Here is a 16,968-nt window from a genome sequence, read left to right on the forward strand (position 1 = left end):
GCTTAAGGGGGAAAAGACATGGGGAAGGAATATCAATTTGAAACAAAGGTGATTCACAGTCAGGAAAAGATGAAAGATCCATATAACAGTCTGGCTCCGCCGCTTTATCAAACGGCCACTTTTATTTTTGACAGGGCGGAAACAGGCGAGCAGAGATTTGCAGGAGCAGAAGAAGGACATATTTATTCAAGGCTCGGCAATCCGACGGTTCAGCTGGCTGAACAAAAGATTGCGTCGCTTGAAGGAGCAGAAGCAGCACTTGCTTTTGGATCAGGCATGGGAGCGGTTTCTGCCGTTATGATGTCAATGGTGAGAACGGGTTCTCACATTCTTTGCTCAAAAGGGATCTACGGCTGTACGTTTGGTCTTTTGAACATGCTGAAAGAAAAGTTTGGCGTGACGTATTCGTTTTCTGAGCTTGCTTCAAAAGAAGAGATTGAAAAAGAGATTAGACCGGAAACTGCCTTTATTTATATTGAAACGCCAATTAATCCGACGATGCAAATCATCAGTCTTCAAACCGTTGCAGAAGCTGCTAAAGCTCATGGGCTTCGCGTCGTGGTTGACAATACGTTCTGCTCGCCGTACCTTCAGCAGCCGCTTTCTCACGGCTGTGATATTGTTCTTCACAGCGCCACGAAATACATCAGCGGGCATGGAGATGTGATCGGCGGGTTTGCTGCGGGGGATAAAGAGTACATTCAAAAGCTTGCTATGACAGAAAGGAAAGATATCGGGGCAATTATGTCTCCGTTTGATGCATGGCTTTTGCTTAGAGGGCTGAAGACTCTCCCAGTCAGAATGGACCGGCATTGTGAGAGTGCTGCCGAAATTGCCGGGAGATTGCTGAAGCATCCTGCAGTCGGGCAGGTTGTGTATCCATTTATCGGTGACTCTGAGGAAACGCGTATTGCCAGAAAGCAAATGAAAAAAGGCGGCGGACTGATTTCTTTCACGTTAAAAGAAGAGAGCAAATTGGAGGTTCAGCGATTTATGAACGCGCTGAATCTTATAAAAATCGCTGTAAGTCTGGGTGATGCGGAGAGTCTGATTCAGCATCCTGCCACTATGACCCATTCGGTTATTCCAGAATCGGAAAGGCAGGAGATGGGCATCAGCGACAATCTTGTGCGGCTGTCTGTCGGCCTTGAAAATGTGGAAGACATTTGGAATGATCTGAATCAGGCTTTGGATGCTTTATAAAAAAATGCCCAAGGGGTTCTCAGACCTCTCGGGCATTTTGTCATACTTTTAAAAGTGGAAAACTCATAGAAATTCAATAAGTGTTTCCGTGAACTTCTCCAGATACTTTTGGTCAAGCTCACTGAATCTGTCTTTAATTGGACTGTCAATATCAAGGACGCCGATTAACTCTCCGTTCTTCACCATCGGGACGACGATTTCAGACTGAGATGCTGCATCACACGCGATGTGTCCCGGAAAAGCATGAACATCCGCCACTCTCTCCGTTTTGCGGTTAAGAGCAGCGGTCCCGCAGACGCCTTTTCCGACAGGTATTCTGACGCACGCCGGCAATCCCTGAAACGGGCCAAGAACAAGCTCGCTGTCTTTGTAAAGATAAAAACCGACCCAATTGATCTCCTTAAGAAACTGGTTTAATAGAGCCGACGCATTGGCCAGATTGGCAATGGCATCTTTTTCTCCATGCAGCAAAGCCTTCAGCTGCTTAATGAGCATTTCGTAATTTTCTTCTTGTTTTCCGCTGTAATTTTCGACATGAAACACGATATTTCCCCACCTTTGTGTATTTTTCACGCGTTTATAAGCGTGCGGACAAACTTTGTCGAGAAAAGAATAGAGGATATTCTCCTATTTTCTTGAATGTACAAAGTAATGATGAAAGGGGTGAGATTTATGCCAGTGCAGCCGAACGCCTCCAATCAAACGAAAGAAAAGATTATCGATGCAGCTGTAGCACTGTTCAACACACAGGGCTTTAACGGCACATCCGTGAGGGAAATTGCCAAAAAAGCGAATGTCAATGTTGCTCACATCTCCTATTACTTTAATGGAAAGGGCGGCCTTCTGGAATACTTGGTTTCAAAGTATTATGAAGGATACCTTTCAGTCATTGAAACAGGCTATCTCCGCCTGAGCCGTGAAACACCAAAAAACTGCTTGCTTCTCTTGATTGGGGATATTCTAAACTATCAGCATGAAAACCGTCAACTTGCACGATTTGTTCTGAGAGAAGTAACCCTCGACTCTATGTTGATCAGAGAAGTGATGACAACGTATCTCACAAAAGAGAAGTACTTTTTTAAAGCCATTCTTGAAGAGGGCATCCTCTCCGGACAGTTCCGGAAAGCACCGATGGCCCACATTCTTGTACAGCTGAAGAGCCTTCTGAACATGCCGTACCTTCAGCCGCAATATATGAGCGAAGTCCTCTATATTCAAACACATGAAATCTACTTCGTGAAACAGTATTTTCACGAAATCGAAATCTGGATTGACCATCTTTTATGCGATCCGTCAAAGAAGGAAGCGATTGTGTAAGGAATCCTTCCAATCAGACAAGGGCCTCCTCATAATGAAAATAGTGTGCTCCAACATCCTTTGCACTATGGGCATCAGACCCGTATATGAGAGGGATGTTTTGTTTTTGTGCCTCCCTGATCATCCATCCGTCAAGATAAATCACGCCGCAAAGATCTTTTCTCAGTCCTGCTGTATTAAAATCGAGTTCCATCCGGTTCTTTTTAACAGCAGAAAGAAGGGACAGCTGCAGGTCTTTTAAGTCAAACTCAGCCGGAAATGCTTTCTGGAATTTTTTTATTAGCGTCAGATGTCCCAGCCTGCCCGGCTTATAAGGACCAAGCTCTGATTGAACTGCAGCAAGCAGAGTCTCATAGTAAAGTTCATGCAGCTTCCTTACGCCTCCGGCCAATTCCGCCATTTTTAAAAAGGTGTCACTGTCAAAATCAAGGCATTGATACTCAGTGCCGGGTTTCAGAAAATGAACAGACAGAATCCCGTCATCCATGTACGGGCCATAGTCGTTTAAAAAGCGTTCTGTCCCTTTTTCATAACCGCGGATAAAGTCCACTTCAAAGCCGAGATTAATTTTTATATTTCCGTCAAAGGACTTTTTCACTGCAGTGACCCGGGTAATATAATCCTCCAATTTAGACCGGCTCATAGCGCTGTCGCTCCCTGGAACAGGATCATTGAACCCTTCCGGAAGAGGGGCATGCTCTGTAAAAGTCAGCTCCTCAAAACCTTCATTCAAAGCCCTTTCAACATACATTTCAAGGCTGTCATCAGAGCCGTGCGGGCAAAATGGCGTATGTACATGTCCGTCTTTTTTTCTCATGCAGAAAATCCCCTCTCAAGTACCGCGAAATATGGCGATAAATTGTGCAAAAAAATTTAAAATACCGGTCAAAAATTGTCGTTTACATGGTATCATAAATACAATGAAAAAACATTTAACCGTATAATGAACTGATTACATATGAAAATTCGACAATCGTTACTTACATTCATATAAATATATTATACCTTGTTATGACGATTTGCTGGAACACAACGAGGGGGCTCACTATGGAAGTCGTTATTGGACTTATTGTCATTTTGCTGGTTTTATTTGGAGTCGGCTACGCAATCAGAAGAAATATTTACAAAGAAGTAGACCGGCTGGAAGCCTTGAAAATCGAAATCATGAACCGGTCGATTGCAGATGAGCTTTCAAAGGTCAAAGATTTAAAGATGACAGGACAGGCGGAAGAATTATTTGAGCGGTGGAGAAAAGAGTGGGACGAGATCCTGACAGCCCAGCTTCCGGAAGTAGAGGAGCTCCTGTTTGATGCAGAGGATTACGCAGACAAGTACCGCTTTTCCAAATCGAAAAAAGTGCTTGAACATATCGAGAAAACGCTTAAGCTTGTTGACGAATCAATTGAAATCATCATCTCTGAAATTGATGAACTGATTACAAGTGAAGAGAAAAACAGCACAGAAATCGAAGAGGTAAGAATACAGGTCAAAAAAGCGAAGAAGACCCTGCTTGCGCACAGCCATACCTTCGGAAAGTCGCATGCTGCGCTTGAAATCAGGCTTGCAGAAATCACTGAGGCGCTTAAGCAGTTTGAAGCGGAAACAGAAGAAGGGAATTACCTTGCAGCACGTGAAATCCTTCTGGGGCAAAAGGACGAGATCCATATTCTCCTTGAGAAGATTGACGAAATTCCAAAGCTGCTCGCAGAATGTCAGACTGTCATTCCAAATCAGCTTTCAGAGCTGTCTGACGGCTATCAGGAAATGCTTGAGAACGGATTCCACCTGAAGCATATCCAGCTTGAGACAGAGCTTGAAAAAATGAACAAACAGCTGGAGGCGTATATGGCCCTTCTTGCTCAAGGCGAGACTCTCGAAGTAAAAGAAAATATAGAAGAGATGCAGGAAGCGATTGATACTTTTTACGACTTGCTTGAAAAAGAAGTACTCGCCCATCATTTCGTCCAGACCGCTGCTGTAAAAATAGATGAGCAGCTTGCAGATCTTCTTAAAAAGCGTCAGGAAACAGAAGAAGAAGCGGAACTTGTCAAAGAAAGCTACCAGATTTCAGAAGTGGACCTTGACCGCCGCCGTAAAATTGAAAAACAGATTTCAGCGCTGTGCAAACAGTTTTCTCTTATCCAGAACAAGCTTCAGTCCGAACAGCTGGCCCATTCCATTTTGAAGGAAGAGCTCGAACAGCTCCAAAGACAAATCGAAGAAGTGCGTGCAGAGCACCAGGAATTCAGTGAAATGCTCCGTGTACTGAGGAAGGAAGAAAGAGAAGCGCGGGCAGCCCTTGCTGAAGGAAGAAAACAGCTTTATGAAGCAAGCCGGAAGATTCAAAAAAGCAACGTTCCGGGACTGCCGCCAAATCTTGCAGAACTTTTGAAAGAAGCGAAGCGTTCGCTCGCAGACGCTGGCCGAAAGCTTGAAGAAATCCCGCTTAATATGATTGATGTTAATCGTATCCTTGAAGAAGCGACTGCTCATATTGAAATTTTTTCAAGACAGTCAGACGAAATGATTGAACAAGTCTACCTGACAGAGAAAGTCATTCAGTACGGCAACAAGTACCGGAGAAGAAATGGTACGCTTGCTGAACAGCTGAAAGAAGCGGAGGATCACTTCCGCAATTATGAATATACAAAGTCGCTCGATAAAGCAGCTGCAGCCTTGGAACAGGTTGAGCCTGGCTCGCTGTCAAAGCTTCAAAGCATGCTGGAAGAACAGACGTCCAAATAAAAAAGATCCCGCACCTTCAACGGTGCGGGATCTTTTTTATTTGTTACTTTCTCCGGCTGTCTGGTGAAGCAGGTGCCGTTCTGAACGAGGAATAGACATATCCCAGAACGCCGCCGACTGCAGCAGGGACTATAAAGCCAATACCGTATTCAAACAATGGAACATTCCCTTTCATCCAGGCGTCCAGTCCTGCTGGAAGAAGTCCTCCCGCTTTTAGACCGTCAGCGACGCTTATCACAAATGTAAACAGCAGGCTTCCAAGATAAACTTCGTTAGCCCCCCTGAAATAGGAGTGGAAGAAAGATAAAGCAATCAGCACAATGGCAAGAGGGTACAACGCCACCAGAACAGGAACAGAAAACGAAATCAGCTTTGTTAATCCGGCGTTTGCCACTGTCATACTGAACAGGCAAATGATTAAGGTAATCGTTTTATAAGACAGACTTGGGAAAATTTTCGAAAAATAATTGCCGCAGGAAGAAACGAGTCCGATACTTGTAGTCAGGCATGCAAACAGGATGGCCGTCCCAAGGACTGCATTTCCAAAAGATCCGAACAAGTAATGAACAGATTCAGATAAAATAGCTCCGCCGTTATCAAGGTATCCAACTTTTGAGACGCTTGTAGCGCCTAGATAGGCCAATGAAATATATACAAGCATAAGTCCTGCAGCAGCAATTAGCCCTGAGTTCAAGCAAATTTTTGCTATTTGGGATCTGTCCGTAACTCCCTTGTCTTTCACCGCATTGATGACAACAATTCCAAAAACCAGTGCCGCAAGTGTGTCCATGGTCAAGTAGCCTTCAAGAAACCCTTTGAAAAACGCGCCGTTCTCGTATTCTTTCGTGGGACTTTCAAACGTTCCAAGCGGAGAAATCAGCATTTTCACTGCAATCAGGGCAAGTACCAAAAGCAGCACCGGCGTAAGCAGTTTACCGATTGTATCAACTAGTTTGGTAGGGTTCAGTGACAGCCAGTACGTTACTGCAAAAAAGACCAGCGTGAAAAGAAACAAGATCCAGCCGTTCCCGCTCAATGACTCCGGCAAATATGGAATCACTCCAATTTCATATGTGACGGTCGCCGTTCTGGGAATCGCAAAGATTGGGCCAATTGCAAGATAGAGAACAAAAGGAAAGAAGAATCCAAACAGCGGATGGACTCTGCCGGCAAGCGACTGAATATCACTGCCGGACAGCCCGATGGCAATGACTCCAAGAAGCGGAAGTCCCACACCTGTAATAAGGAAGCCTATAATCGCCGTCCACATGTGATCTCCTGAGAGCTGCCCCAGTGCCGGAGGGAAAATCAGGTTCCCTGCGCCAAAAAACAATGCAAACAGCATCAGTCCTATAACAAATGTTTCTTTTATGGTTAACGATTTATTCGACATCAAAAAATCCCCCTGAGATATACGTACTAACAATGTATCCGTTTACATCCTATCACATTCGCCAAAAAATTTGTCGAAAAATGTGATTAAATCAATTTTTATTATATTCTAAAAATTAAATCTGTCAAATGTTATTTGAAGATTTCTTATTTCATCAAACTGTGTTATTATGATTGTTTGTTTCGTGCAAACTATAAAGATTGAGGAAATCATCCTCGTTTGTACACAGGAGGAGCAGGAAATGATTTACCTGGACAATAGCGCTACAACAAAACCATACGATGAAGTATTGCACGCTTTCTCACAAGTTGCAACCCGGTTTTTTGCCAATCCTTCCTCCCTGCACAGCCTGGGAGCTGAAGCGGAAAAGGTTCTCAAGCAGGCAAGAAGGCAGACAGCCATGCTTTTAGGTGCCGAAGAAAACGAAGTCATATTTACTTCAGGCGGCACTGAAGGGAACAATCTGGCAGTCAAAGGGTCAGCTCTTGCGCGAAAACATCACGGGAAACACATCATCACAAGCAAGATTGAGCATCCCTCAGTCCTTGAAAGCATCAAGCAGCTGCAGGAACACTTCGGCTTTGACGTTACATACCTGCAGCCGGATGAGTACGGGATGATCACAATAGAAAAGGCAGAAGAAGCCATTAGACCTGACACGATCCTGGTGTCAATCATGCATATAAATAATGAAGTTGGGACCATTCAGCCTGTTGAACAAATAGGGGAAATGCTTGCGGTATACCCGAGAATCGCATTTCATGTGGATGCTGTCCAGGGAGCAGGAAAGGTTCCATTGTCGCTTGAGCATATTGATTTGTGCACCATATCAGGCCATAAATTCCATGGTTTGAAAGGATGCGGTGCCCTTTATATGAAAAAAGGGGTAAAGCTTTTGCCAATGCTCTCAGGAGGCGATCAGGAAATGCGGGCACGCTCCGGAACGGAAAGTGCTGCTCTTGCTGCATCGATGGCAAAAGCACTAAGAATGTCGACTGAACGGTACAAATCGAACAGGGAAAAGATGAACCGCCAAAAGCACTTCCTATTGAAGGGGCTCGCAAATATGGAAACGGTCCAGATCAACACGCCTGGCGGGCAGTCGGCCGACCATATTATCAACTTTTCCGTGCCGGGTACAGAGGCTGAAGTTCTATTGCGGATGCTTGAACAGGAAGAGATTTACGTCTCCACCACCTCGGCCTGCTCTTCAAAGCGAAAGCGCAGCAGTACTGTGCTGCTTGCGATGGGAAAAAGCGGGTCAGTTGCTTCAAGCTCCATCAGGGTGAGCCTTTCGTACGACACAGAAGATAAAGACCTGGAGCGGTTTTTAACCGTTTTAGAAGCATCTGTAAAAAAACTAGTGAAACTTGCGAGGTAGTTTTATGAAGTATGAGCACATTATGGTAAGGTACGGGGAAATTACCACTAAAGGAAAAAACAGAAGATGGTTCGTAAACTGTCTGAAGCAAAACCTCAAATCGGTGCTGTCTGATTATCCTGCACTGGGATACTGGGGCAACCGCGACCGGCTTTATATCAACTTGAACGGGGAAAATCACGAGGGGATTCTTGAGAAGCTTCCGCTCGTATTCGGCATTCACTCCTTCAGTCTTGTATTGAAGACGAAAAGAGAACTGGAAGAAATCAAAAATGGTGCTCTCGCTTTAATAGAAGACCAATACAAGTCAGGAGACACGTTTAAAATTTCTGCTAAAAGAGCGGATAAAACATTTCCATTGCTGACAAATGAAATTAATTATGAAGTAGGCAGCCATATCTTGAAAAATACTGAAGGACTGACTGTAGATGTACACAGCCCGGATATTGACGTCAGGGTTGAGGTCCGCGGGGAAGCAGCCTACCTGTCTTCCAAAGACTACGAGGGCATCGGCGGATTGCCGGCAGGTGCAAGCGGTAAAGCCGTTTTGATGCTTTCAGGAGGAATTGACAGTCCTGTAGCCGGCTATTTTGCGATGAAAAGAGGGATAGAGCTAGAAGCTGTCCACTTTTTCAGCCCGCCGTACACAAGTGAACGAGCAAAGCAAAAGGTGATTGATCTTGCCCGCAGGCTTACTGTTTTCGGGGGCAGAATCAGATTGCATATCGTTCCTTTTACAGAGATACAAGAAGCGATTCAAAAGCAGGTTCCTGAAAGCTATGTCATGACTTCCACACGCAGGATGATGCTGCAAATAGCCGATAAAATACGGGAGAAGCATGACGCGCTTGCCATTGTGACAGGAGAGAGTCTCGGGCAGGTAGCAAGCCAGACGCTTGAAAGCATGTATGCCATTAACGACGTGACGAACACGCCTATCATCAGGCCGCTGATTGCCTCTGACAAAAAAGATATCATCTCTCTTGCAAAGCAGATCGGCACGCATGATACATCCATCTTGCCGTATGAGGACTGCTGCACCATTTTTACGCCTCCATCACCGGCAACGAAGCCAAAGCTTGAGAAAGCTCAGCGTTTTGAAAGCTTTCTTGATTTTGAGCCGATGATTTTAAAAGCTGTTGAACGGACTGAGTTAGTGGAATTGTCTGCTGTTTCTGAAGAAGAATTCGATGAATTCTTCTAATGAAATGAAATTGTGAACAATTACCAAATTAAGTTTGTATGAAGCCATGTGTTTTTACACAATCTATACTCACAAGGAGGTGAAAACACATGGCAAACAACAGCTCAAACCAACTAGTAGTACCAGGCGCACAACAAGCGATCGACCAAATGAAATACGAAATCGCTTCTGAGTTCGGAGTGAACTTAGGACCTGAAACAACTGCTCGTGCTAACGGTTCTGTTGGCGGTGAGATCACTAAACGTCTAGTATCTTACGCTCAACAAAACATGGGTGGATTTTCAAAATAACCTGAACTAAATAGATATGGCTACGAAGGGTGGGGATCATACCCCGCTCTTTTCTTTGCCCTTTTTTGCTCGATGAGCAATTCATATAGAGGAGGCTGCCAAACATGACAAAAAACAACCGCACTGAGTTTTCTGAGGGACCGGAACAGGACCAAAAGCTTCAAAAGTCAAGAAAGCAAGGCAGAAAACGAAGAAACGAACCTAAAAATGCAGTGGAATCAAATGAACAGAGTTAAGACAGGACACGGATTCTATCCGTGTCTTTTTTCATTTTTAAAAAAGGAAGTTATTTTGTAATAATATTCAAAAATGTTAAATTATTATGTATAATCGAATAGAAAGTACAAGGAGGGGTCACTGATGCTGAGAAATGAACTAATTGCTCCAGAAATCTACAATTTAGTAGAAGAAGTTGAAAAACACGCAAAAGATGCAAACCGGGTCGCTCTTAAATGGGAAAATGAGCAGGGAGAAAAACAGGAACTTACATACGGACAGCTTCTAGACAGAGCGAACAGAATTGGAAGCGCTTTACTTAGTAAGGGTCTTAAGCAGGGAGATAAAATTCTTGTCATTATTCCGAGGTTTCCAGAAGCTTATGCGGTTTACTTGGGAGCTCTTAAAGCAGGCTTTGTTGTCATACCAAGCTCAGAAATGCTGCGCACCAAGGATCTTCAATACCGGGTGACCCACGGAGATGTGAAAGCCATCATTTCATACACCGACTTTACTGCGGAATGCAGCGGGATTAACGAATATGACAGCCTGCATAAATTTGCAGTCGGAGGGACTTCAGAGGGCTGGTACAGTCTTGAAGAAGAGGCTGCCGGGCAGTCAGGCGATCTCAAGATGGCAGAAACAAAGAGAGACAGCCACGCTTTCTTGTCCTACACATCCGGAACAACCGGCAATCCAAAAGGCGTCGTTCATACGCACGGCTGGGCTTTTGCCCATCTTAAAACCGCTGCAAGCAATTGGCTTAGTATTGAAGAGAACGATGTGGTCTGGGCGACGGCGGGACCAGGCTGGCAAAAATGGATCTGGAGCCCGTTCTTATCGGTTCTTGGATCAGGGGCGACGGGACTTGTGTACAACGGCCGCTTTGAACCTAAGAAGTATCTGCAGCTGCTTCAGGATTATAAAGTAAACGTACTTTGCTGTACACCTACAGAGTACCGCCTGATGGCCAAAGTGGACAATCTGAAGGATTATTCTCTTCCTGAGCTTCACAGCGCCGTTTCAGCAGGTGAACCGCTCAACAGGGAAGTGATTGATACGTTCAGAAACTACTTCGGCATAGAAGTCAGAGACGGCTACGGCCAGACAGAAAATACACTGCTCGTCGGCGTGATGAAAGGAATGCAGCTGAAGCCTGGCTCTATGGGCAAGCCGACGCCGGGCAATAAAGTGGAAATCATCAATGAGGACGGAGACATCTGTGCGGTTGGTGAAGTCGGCGACATCGCTGTGCATGTTGATACTCCTGCCCTGTTCAAAGAATACTACAAAGATGCCGAGCGGACTGCCATGCAGTTCAGAGGAGACTACTATATTACAGGTGACCGCGCCAGAAAGGATGAAGACGGCTACTTCTGGTTTGAAGGCAGAAGAGACGATATCATCATCAGCTCAGGCTATACAATCGGACCGTTTGAAGTTGAAGATGCGCTCGTCAAGCATCCTTTCGTCAAGGAATGCGCGGTTGTCGCAAGTCCAGATGAGCTTCGCGGAAGCATCGTAAAAGCATTTGTCGTGCTTCAGGAGGAAGTGGATGCCTCCTCACCGGATTTGATTCCGGCTCTTCAGGATCATGTCAAAGAACTGACAGCACCTTACAAATATCCGCGTAAAATTGAATTTGTCGAGGAACTGCCAAAAACGACGTCAGGCAAAATCAGACGGATTGAGCTCAGACAGCGTGAGCTTGCAGAAGCTTAAATTTTATGAAAACCAGACAGGAGCTCTCTGTCTGGTTTTTCCATGCTCTGAATGATACCATAGATTCAAATGAAAGAGCTGGAGGAATGAGAACGTGGGCACGCTTTGGTTCGGCGGAAATATTTATACTTTAATAGAAGAAAGAGATACAGTTGAAGCGGTCTATACCGAAAAAGGCATCATTAAAGAAACGGGGGATTTGGCAAAACTCCGGTCTTTATATCCCGGGGCCGCAGAAATGAATTTAGACGGACATACAATGCTGCCGGGTTTTACGGACAGTCATATGCATGTGATTGGCCATGGCGAAAAGCTGATGCACCTTGATTTTTCAGCAATGGCTTCTTCAGAGGAAGTGCTTGAAAGCTTGCGTGAGCGTGCAAAGACTATTCAGCACGGTGAGTGGATTATCGGAGAAGGGTTTAATGAAAACCAATTTCCTGACCGCAAAATTCTTCACAGAAGAGAGCTTGATGACATTTCGAATGTTCATCCCATCTTAATTAAACGAATCTGCCATCATGCCGTCATTGTGAATACAAAAGCTATGGAGCTGGCAGGTATTTCTGCAGAAACTCCTGACCCAGAAGGCGGCGTGATCGTCAGGGATAAGGACGGAGATCCGACAGGCTATATGCATGATGGGGCCCAGGAGCTTGTTTTTCAAGCGCAGCCGCAGGTTTCAAAGGAGTATTTACATAAAGCATTGCTGAAATCGATCGAGGACTGCCATAAAAAAGGTCTAGTTGGTGGACATACCGAAGACCTGTCATATTACGGGAGCCTGGAAAATGTTCTTGGCGCATTTGACTCCGTGATTAATGGAGAAAAGAAAAAATTTAGAGCACATCTTCTTGTTCATCATCATGTAACAGATGAATTTCAGCATAAAGAGCGGGATTTGGGGCCGTTTATCGAATTTGGCGCAATGAAGCTATTTACCGATGGTGCACTTGGGGGAAGAACGGCTCTATTAAGCGAGCCTTATGAAGATGATCCCGGAACAAATGGCGTCAGCATCCATTCAGATGAAGGGCTTAACAGCCTGATACAAAAAGCCAGAGGATATGGCATGGAGGCAGCCATTCACACAATCGGCGACCTCGCCTTTGAAAAAGCGCTTGATGCAATTGAGGCGAATCCGCCCCGTCAAAAGCATCAGCACGACCGGCTGATACACGCTCAGATTCTGAGCGGGGAACTCATTGAACGTGTAAAGAAACTTCCGGTGATTCTCGACATTCAGCCCAGATTTTCATCAAGTGACTTTCCATGGGTGATGGACCGCATCGGACGGGATAAAATGAAGTACTGCTACGCCTGGAAAACGCTAATAAGAGAAGGCGTGAAATGTGCAGGGGGATCAGATGCGCCGATAGAACCGATTGACCCCCTCCTTGGCATCTACTCGGCTGTAAAAAGAGAGAGCATTTACGACGGGCAGGTCTATCTTCCAGAAGAGAGGTTGTCAGTATATGAAGCGGTGGAGCTGTACACAAAAGGGAGCGCGTATGCTGTGCATCATGAACATGAATACGGCTGCATCGCAAAAGGCTACACCGCAGACTTCACCGTCCTGAGCAGGGATATCTTTGAAGAAGATGCCCTTCTTGAAACCGAAGTGGTTATGACGGTTGTTGATGATACGGTTGTGTATGAGAAGAAGTGAATGAACGCTGGATTAGAAGGTAATAAAAAACGCCTGGCTTCCCAGGCGTTTTTTTATTGCTGCTTTGCAGTTCAATCGCTTTATCAATTGAAAAAGGTTGCTATTCTCTCTCCGTTTGCAAAGACACCTGATGAAAAGAAGAGAAAAGTGAGCAGTAGAAAATGCGTTTTTTTCAATTTGATTTTCTTCCGGTAATACATGTTTGTCAAGATGACTGCTGAAAAGTAAACCAAACCTGCCGCAGCGGTAATGAAAAGAAAAGGAACCAATAATCCTTTTTCCAATGTTGGATCTAATGTATAGCCAAGAGCTTCACTCACATAAAGGAAGAGTATAACAAATAAGACAAACATGTATTGAAAGACGTAACCGAAGAGGAAATTGGAGACAGCGTGCAAAACAAATTTTGAAATTCCGTTCATCCTCCTCTGTCGGTTATTTTGGAGCGGCAAGATGCAAAAATAAAAATGCTGCCCTGTAAATTAGGAGTAGCAGAATATAGGGATGCAAAAAGGAAAAATGCTGCCCTATAAATTAGGAGTAGCAGAATATAGGGATGCAAAAAGCCGAAATGCTGCCCTGTAAATTAGCAGTAGCAGAATATAGGGATGCAAAAAGGCGAACTGCTGCCCTGTAAATTAGGAGTAGCAGAATATAGGGCAGCAAAAACCAAAATAATACCCTATATTTCATCAATCACGAAATACAGGGTAATAAAACCAGAATGCCAATCTGTCAATCCTCATGAGCAAAATACAGAGTATCAGCATTAAGTGGTGTCCAGCTCCATCCCCCAACTCCTCTGTCAGAACGGAACCGTCGGCAAAGGCAAAAAGCTCCTTTACCGCCATTTCCTTATCTGACTCCCGGAGCTAAACGGGCGATTCCGCTTTTCTTGGTTTCCAGTTCCGCCTCCCAGCCCTTCCGTCAGAACAAAATCCCCGCAAAAGTCAAACCCGGACTTTTCCGGTGATTTCTTTTCTGCCTGTCAGGGCTAAACGGTCGGCTCCGCTTTTCGTGGTGTCCAGCTACATCGCCTAACTCCTCGGTCAGAACGGATCCGCCGTAAAAAGCAAAACCGGCTTTTTACGGCGGATCCTTTTCTGCCCTTCGGAGCTGACCAAGGCGATTCCGCTTTTCGTGGTGTCCAGCTCCATCGCCCAACTCCTCTGTCAGAACGGAACCGTCGGCAAAGGCAAAAAGCGCCTTTACCGCCATTTCCTTATCTGACTCCCGGAGCTAACCGGGCGATTCCGCTTTTCTTTATAAAAACGTCCGCTTCACTTTTTCCCAGAAGGAATTGTCTTTCAGTTTGACAGTTTTAATCATGGACGGGCTTAGGGACAGCTCGACGTTTTCAACGTGGCGGATGCTCAGGGCATCGTTGTCCATGCCAATGACAGGGTGGTCATTGCCGTCCTGAACGATTTTCAGTGTAAGCTTTCTGTCTCCGCTTAAGATAAACGGGGAACCGAGTGTCCTATATTTATTGTTGTTCAAAGAGGCAAGCTCGCTTACTTGCAGACATGGCAGAAGCGGGTCAACCACTGCTCCCTGAACGGATTTGTTATAGGCCGTGCTGCCTGTTGGCGTAGAGATGATCATGCCGTCTCCTCTGAATGTTTCAAAGTGAAGGTCATCAATAAAGACGTCGATGACAAAGGTTTTGATGATGCCGGAGCGGATGGAGCATTCGTTCAGGCACTGGAAGGATGTATGGCCGTCAACGGTTACATTTAAGATTGGATAACGTCTTACCTCCACTTGAGCCTCTCTCATGGCCTCAATCATTTTATCTGTTTCTTCAATTTTAAAATCACAGTAAAGGCTTACAGTTCCTTTTACGGATATCCCTGCATACAGGCAGTCTTCTCTGAATCCGGTTTTTCTGACAGCCTGAAGGAATGTGCCGTCCCCGCCAATGCTGACAATGATGTTAGCCTGTTTTGCATCCTGCACAACTGTAAATCCATTTTCGGAAGCGAGGGAAGTAAGCCCTTCCACTTTATGTACCAAATCATCCTGTTTTTTGTAGAAAAAGTAAACATTGCGCCGATTATCTGTCATGGTGATCCTCCTTAATGTTGGAAAAGTTACACATTCCTAGAAAATGGTGTTACAATACTTTATGGTGTTTAGTTTACCATTTTCGTCTTAAATATTAAAATAATTGCACGTGCCAGGCTAAAGGTTTTTTCGGCCTGCAGAAACTGTTTTAGGAGGAATCAGCATGAATGGGAAACGATGGGGGGCACTTGTCACCGCAGTTGTTCTGTTCGGAGTATCCGTTGTGATCAGCTTGACAAGTATGGCTTTGGCCAACAGCAATGCCTTTACAGATGCACTTTCAGCAAATGAAGAATTTGCAGAGACGGTGCTTGAAGCAGGAAATGAATCAGACAAAATCGTCGTCCTTGAAGTGAACGGCGTGATTCAGGACACGGGTGAAAATGTGACGTCTTTTTTTGAGACGGCAGGCTACAATCATCAGCAGTTCCTGAAAATGATTGATGCTGCAGCGGAAGACAACAATGTCAGCGGCATTATGCTTAAAGTGAATTCTCCGGGCGGAGGAGTTGTGGAGAGTGCGGAAATACATAAACATTTAATGGATGCTAAAGAAAAGCATGATAAAAAAATCTATGTGTCAATGGGAACGACAGCTGCCTCAGGAGGCTATTATATTTCTGCCCCTGCCGATAAAATTTACGCAGCCCCGGATACTTTAACCGGTTCGCTTGGCGTCATCATGCAGGGAGTGAATTACAGCGGCCTTGCTGAAAAATACGGCGTGAAGTTCGAAACGATCAAGAGCGGGGAGTTTAAAGATATCATGTCTCCTTCCCGGGAAATGACAGCAGAAGACCGCAAAATCCTTCAGGCAATGGTTGATAATGCGTACAGCGGATTTGTCGACGTTATTGCAGGCGGGCGCGGAATGTCAGATGCAGAAGTAAGAAAAATTGCAGACGGCCGTATTTATGATGGACGCCAGGCAAAAGAGCTGAATTTGATTGATGAACTGGGATACTCTGATGATGCGTTAAAAGGCATGAAAAAAGATTTGAAGATCGACGGTGCACAGGTAGTCGAGTATGAAATGAATGCCGGACTAGATTCACTGCTGTCACTTGGCGCAACAAAAGTGTTCAGCGAGGAATTTGAGCTGATGGGCTTATACCGTTTCTTCTCGCAGTCGAATTCACCGAGAATGATGTATTTGTACTCAGAATAAAAGGAGGGTTTGCAGATGGATGCTACGTTTGAAGAAAACAGCCAAACCCGGGAGCAGCCTCTTTATCACCTAGAAGAAATGGATGTCCACTACGCCGGCTTCTGGCTTAGATTCTGGGCGTATCTGATTGATATCATTGTCATTTGGAGCATCAACCGGATTGTCTTTCATCCGCTTTTTACATGGCTGGATATTCCAGTATCGAAAACGTTTATTTTTTCTCCGATCGCGATTTGTTCCGCGGCCGTCTTTTACGCGTATTTTGTCCTGATGACGAAATTTCTCGGGCAAACTCTCGGTAAAATGGTGCTTGGTCTGAAAGTGATTTCTGTTAAACAGGAAAAACTGACATGGAGCACCGTTCTGTTCAGAGAGTTTATCGGGCGATTTATTTCAAAGTTCACGTGGATCGGCTACGCTGTCGCAGCATTCACTCCAAAGAAACAGGGAGTGCACGATTTGTTTGCAGATACAGCCGTTGTAACTGAATATCTGAGAAAAAGCGAAAGAACCCTTGCTCCGGCAAGGGCAGAATAAGCTTTGAGGAAATAAACCTGCGGCCGCCGCAGGTTTATTTTTTTTTGCCGAGGACG

The 16,968-nt window shown here is 45.0% G+C and carries 16 protein-coding genes; 11 read left to right on the forward strand and 5 right to left on the reverse strand.

Features of this window, described 5'->3' with window-relative positions; all coding sequences use genetic code 11:
* Positions 1 to 18: 18 nt before the first annotated feature.
* The gene (gene megL / locus MHB63_13975; GenBank protein MEK3807625.1) at positions 19 to 1,203 is read left to right on the forward strand and encodes a methionine gamma-lyase; all 1,185 of its coding nucleotides are present in this window, start codon (positions 19 to 21) and stop codon (positions 1,201 to 1,203) included.
* Between the two features lie 63 nt (positions 1,204 to 1,266).
* Here the strand turns inward: megL and MHB63_13980 are convergent, their stop codons facing one another.
* Entirely contained in the window at positions 1,267 to 1,746 is a 480-nt protein-coding gene (locus MHB63_13980; protein ID MEK3807626.1) for a GAF domain-containing protein, read from the reverse strand.
* A gap of 129 nt (positions 1,747 to 1,875) precedes the next feature.
* Between MHB63_13980 and refZ the strand changes: the two genes are divergently transcribed.
* Positions 1,876 to 2,520 (forward strand): forespore capture DNA-binding protein RefZ, encoded by a 645-nt coding sequence (refZ, locus tag MHB63_13985; GenBank protein ID MEK3807627.1) that lies wholly within the window; start codon positions 1,876 to 1,878, stop codon positions 2,518 to 2,520.
* Between the two features lie 13 nt (positions 2,521 to 2,533).
* Here refZ and hisJ read toward each other — a convergent pair whose 3' ends face one another.
* Positions 2,534 to 3,337 carry a histidinol-phosphatase HisJ gene (gene hisJ, locus MHB63_13990; protein ID MEK3807628.1) on the reverse strand — a complete coding sequence of 268 codons (804 nt, stop codon included), beginning with the start codon at positions 3,335 to 3,337 and terminating at the stop codon, positions 2,534 to 2,536.
* Between the two features lie 230 nt (positions 3,338 to 3,567).
* Here hisJ and ezrA point away from each other — a divergent pair, with 230 nt between their 5' ends.
* A complete protein-coding gene (gene ezrA, locus MHB63_13995) occupies positions 3,568 to 5,265 on the forward strand; it encodes a septation ring formation regulator EzrA (protein MEK3807629.1) in 1,698 nt (565 codons plus the stop codon).
* Between the two features lie 43 nt (positions 5,266 to 5,308).
* Here the strand turns inward: ezrA and brnQ are convergent, their stop codons facing one another.
* Positions 5,309 to 6,658, reverse strand: coding sequence for a branched-chain amino acid transport system II carrier protein (gene brnQ / locus MHB63_14000; GenBank protein ID MEK3807630.1), 1,350 nt, complete (start codon positions 6,656 to 6,658; stop codon positions 5,309 to 5,311).
* Positions 6,659 to 6,899: 241 nt separating this feature from the next.
* On the opposite strand from brnQ, the gene MHB63_14005 reads away from it, so the two are divergent.
* The 6 genes from MHB63_14005 (at position 6,900) to MHB63_14030 (ending at position 13,140) form a co-directional block, all read left to right on the forward strand.
* Entirely contained in the window at positions 6,900 to 8,039 is a 1,140-nt protein-coding gene (locus MHB63_14005) for a cysteine desulfurase family protein (protein ID MEK3807631.1), read from the forward strand.
* A gap of 4 nt (positions 8,040 to 8,043) precedes the next feature.
* Positions 8,044 to 9,243: a tRNA uracil 4-sulfurtransferase ThiI gene (gene thiI, locus MHB63_14010; GenBank protein MEK3807632.1), complete on the forward strand. Its 1,200-nt coding sequence runs from the start codon at positions 8,044 to 8,046 to the stop codon at positions 9,241 to 9,243.
* A gap of 89 nt (positions 9,244 to 9,332) precedes the next feature.
* Entirely contained in the window at positions 9,333 to 9,533 is a 201-nt protein-coding gene (locus MHB63_14015; protein MEK3807633.1) for an alpha/beta-type small acid-soluble spore protein, read from the forward strand.
* 104 nt (positions 9,534 to 9,637) lie between these two features.
* Positions 9,638 to 9,769, forward strand: a complete 132-nt coding sequence (locus MHB63_14020; protein MEK3807634.1) for a hypothetical protein — start codon at positions 9,638 to 9,640, stop codon at positions 9,767 to 9,769.
* A gap of 124 nt (positions 9,770 to 9,893) precedes the next feature.
* Entirely contained in the window at positions 9,894 to 11,471 is a 1,578-nt protein-coding gene (locus MHB63_14025; GenBank protein ID MEK3807635.1) for an acyl--CoA ligase, read from the forward strand.
* 94 nt (positions 11,472 to 11,565) lie between these two features.
* Positions 11,566 to 13,140, forward strand: a complete 1,575-nt coding sequence (locus MHB63_14030; GenBank protein ID MEK3807636.1) for an amidohydrolase — start codon at positions 11,566 to 11,568, stop codon at positions 13,138 to 13,140.
* An 83-nt stretch (positions 13,141 to 13,223) separates the two neighbouring features.
* Here the strand turns inward: MHB63_14030 and MHB63_14035 are convergent, their stop codons facing one another.
* On the reverse strand, positions 13,224 to 13,562 hold the full coding sequence (locus MHB63_14035) for a hypothetical protein (GenBank protein MEK3807637.1): 339 nt from the start codon (positions 13,560 to 13,562) through the stop codon (positions 13,224 to 13,226).
* Positions 13,563 to 14,403: 841 nt separating this feature from the next.
* Positions 14,404 to 15,207, reverse strand: coding sequence for an NAD kinase (locus tag MHB63_14040; protein ID MEK3807638.1), 804 nt, complete (start codon positions 15,205 to 15,207; stop codon positions 14,404 to 14,406).
* Between the two features lie 163 nt (positions 15,208 to 15,370).
* Between MHB63_14040 and sppA the strand changes: the two genes are divergently transcribed.
* Both sppA and MHB63_14050 read left to right on the forward strand, forming a co-directional pair.
* A complete protein-coding gene (gene sppA / locus MHB63_14045) occupies positions 15,371 to 16,375 on the forward strand; it encodes a signal peptide peptidase SppA (protein ID MEK3807639.1) in 1,005 nt (334 codons plus the stop codon).
* Between the two features lie 78 nt (positions 16,376 to 16,453).
* Positions 16,454 to 16,912 carry an RDD family protein gene (locus tag MHB63_14050; protein ID MEK3807640.1) on the forward strand — a complete coding sequence of 153 codons (459 nt, stop codon included), beginning with the start codon at positions 16,454 to 16,456 and terminating at the stop codon, positions 16,910 to 16,912.
* The last annotated feature ends 56 nt before the right edge of the window (positions 16,913 to 16,968 follow it).

The organism is Bacillus sp. FSL H8-0547, from assembly GCA_038002745.1.
Classification (GTDB): domain Bacteria; phylum Bacillota; class Bacilli; order Bacillales; family Bacillaceae; genus Bacillus_P.

What these genes read in the sequence shown, in the direction of transcription:
- hisJ (MEK3807628.1), bottom strand. Translation starts at nt 3,337, where the DNA reads ATGAGAAAAAAAGACGGACATGTACATACGCCATTTTGCCCGCACGGC.
- brnQ (MEK3807630.1), bottom strand. Translation starts at nt 6,658, where the DNA reads ATGTCGAATAAATCGTTAACCATAAAAGAAACATTTGTTATAGGACTG.
- refZ (MEK3807627.1), top strand. Translation starts at nt 1,876, where the DNA reads ATGCCAGTGCAGCCGAACGCCTCCAATCAAACGAAAGAAAAGATTATC.
- megL (MEK3807625.1), top strand. Translation starts at nt 19, where the DNA reads ATGGGGAAGGAATATCAATTTGAAACAAAGGTGATTCACAGTCAGGAA.
- MHB63_14035 (MEK3807637.1), bottom strand. Translation starts at nt 13,562, where the DNA reads ATGAACGGAATTTCAAAATTTGTTTTGCACGCTGTCTCCAATTTCCTC.
- MHB63_14040 (MEK3807638.1), bottom strand. Translation starts at nt 15,207, where the DNA reads ATGACAGATAATCGGCGCAATGTTTACTTTTTCTACAAAAAACAGGAT.
- MHB63_14050 (MEK3807640.1), top strand. Translation starts at nt 16,454, where the DNA reads ATGGATGTCCACTACGCCGGCTTCTGGCTTAGATTCTGGGCGTATCTG.
- sppA (MEK3807639.1), top strand. Translation starts at nt 15,371, where the DNA reads ATGAATGGGAAACGATGGGGGGCACTTGTCACCGCAGTTGTTCTGTTC.
- ezrA (MEK3807629.1), top strand. Translation starts at nt 3,568, where the DNA reads ATGGAAGTCGTTATTGGACTTATTGTCATTTTGCTGGTTTTATTTGGA.
- MHB63_14015 (MEK3807633.1), top strand. Translation starts at nt 9,333, where the DNA reads ATGGCAAACAACAGCTCAAACCAACTAGTAGTACCAGGCGCACAACAA.
- MHB63_14025 (MEK3807635.1), top strand. Translation starts at nt 9,894, where the DNA reads ATGCTGAGAAATGAACTAATTGCTCCAGAAATCTACAATTTAGTAGAA.
- MHB63_14020 (MEK3807634.1), top strand. Translation starts at nt 9,638, where the DNA reads ATGACAAAAAACAACCGCACTGAGTTTTCTGAGGGACCGGAACAGGAC.
- MHB63_14005 (MEK3807631.1), top strand. Translation starts at nt 6,900, where the DNA reads ATGATTTACCTGGACAATAGCGCTACAACAAAACCATACGATGAAGTA.
- thiI (MEK3807632.1), top strand. Translation starts at nt 8,044, where the DNA reads ATGAAGTATGAGCACATTATGGTAAGGTACGGGGAAATTACCACTAAA.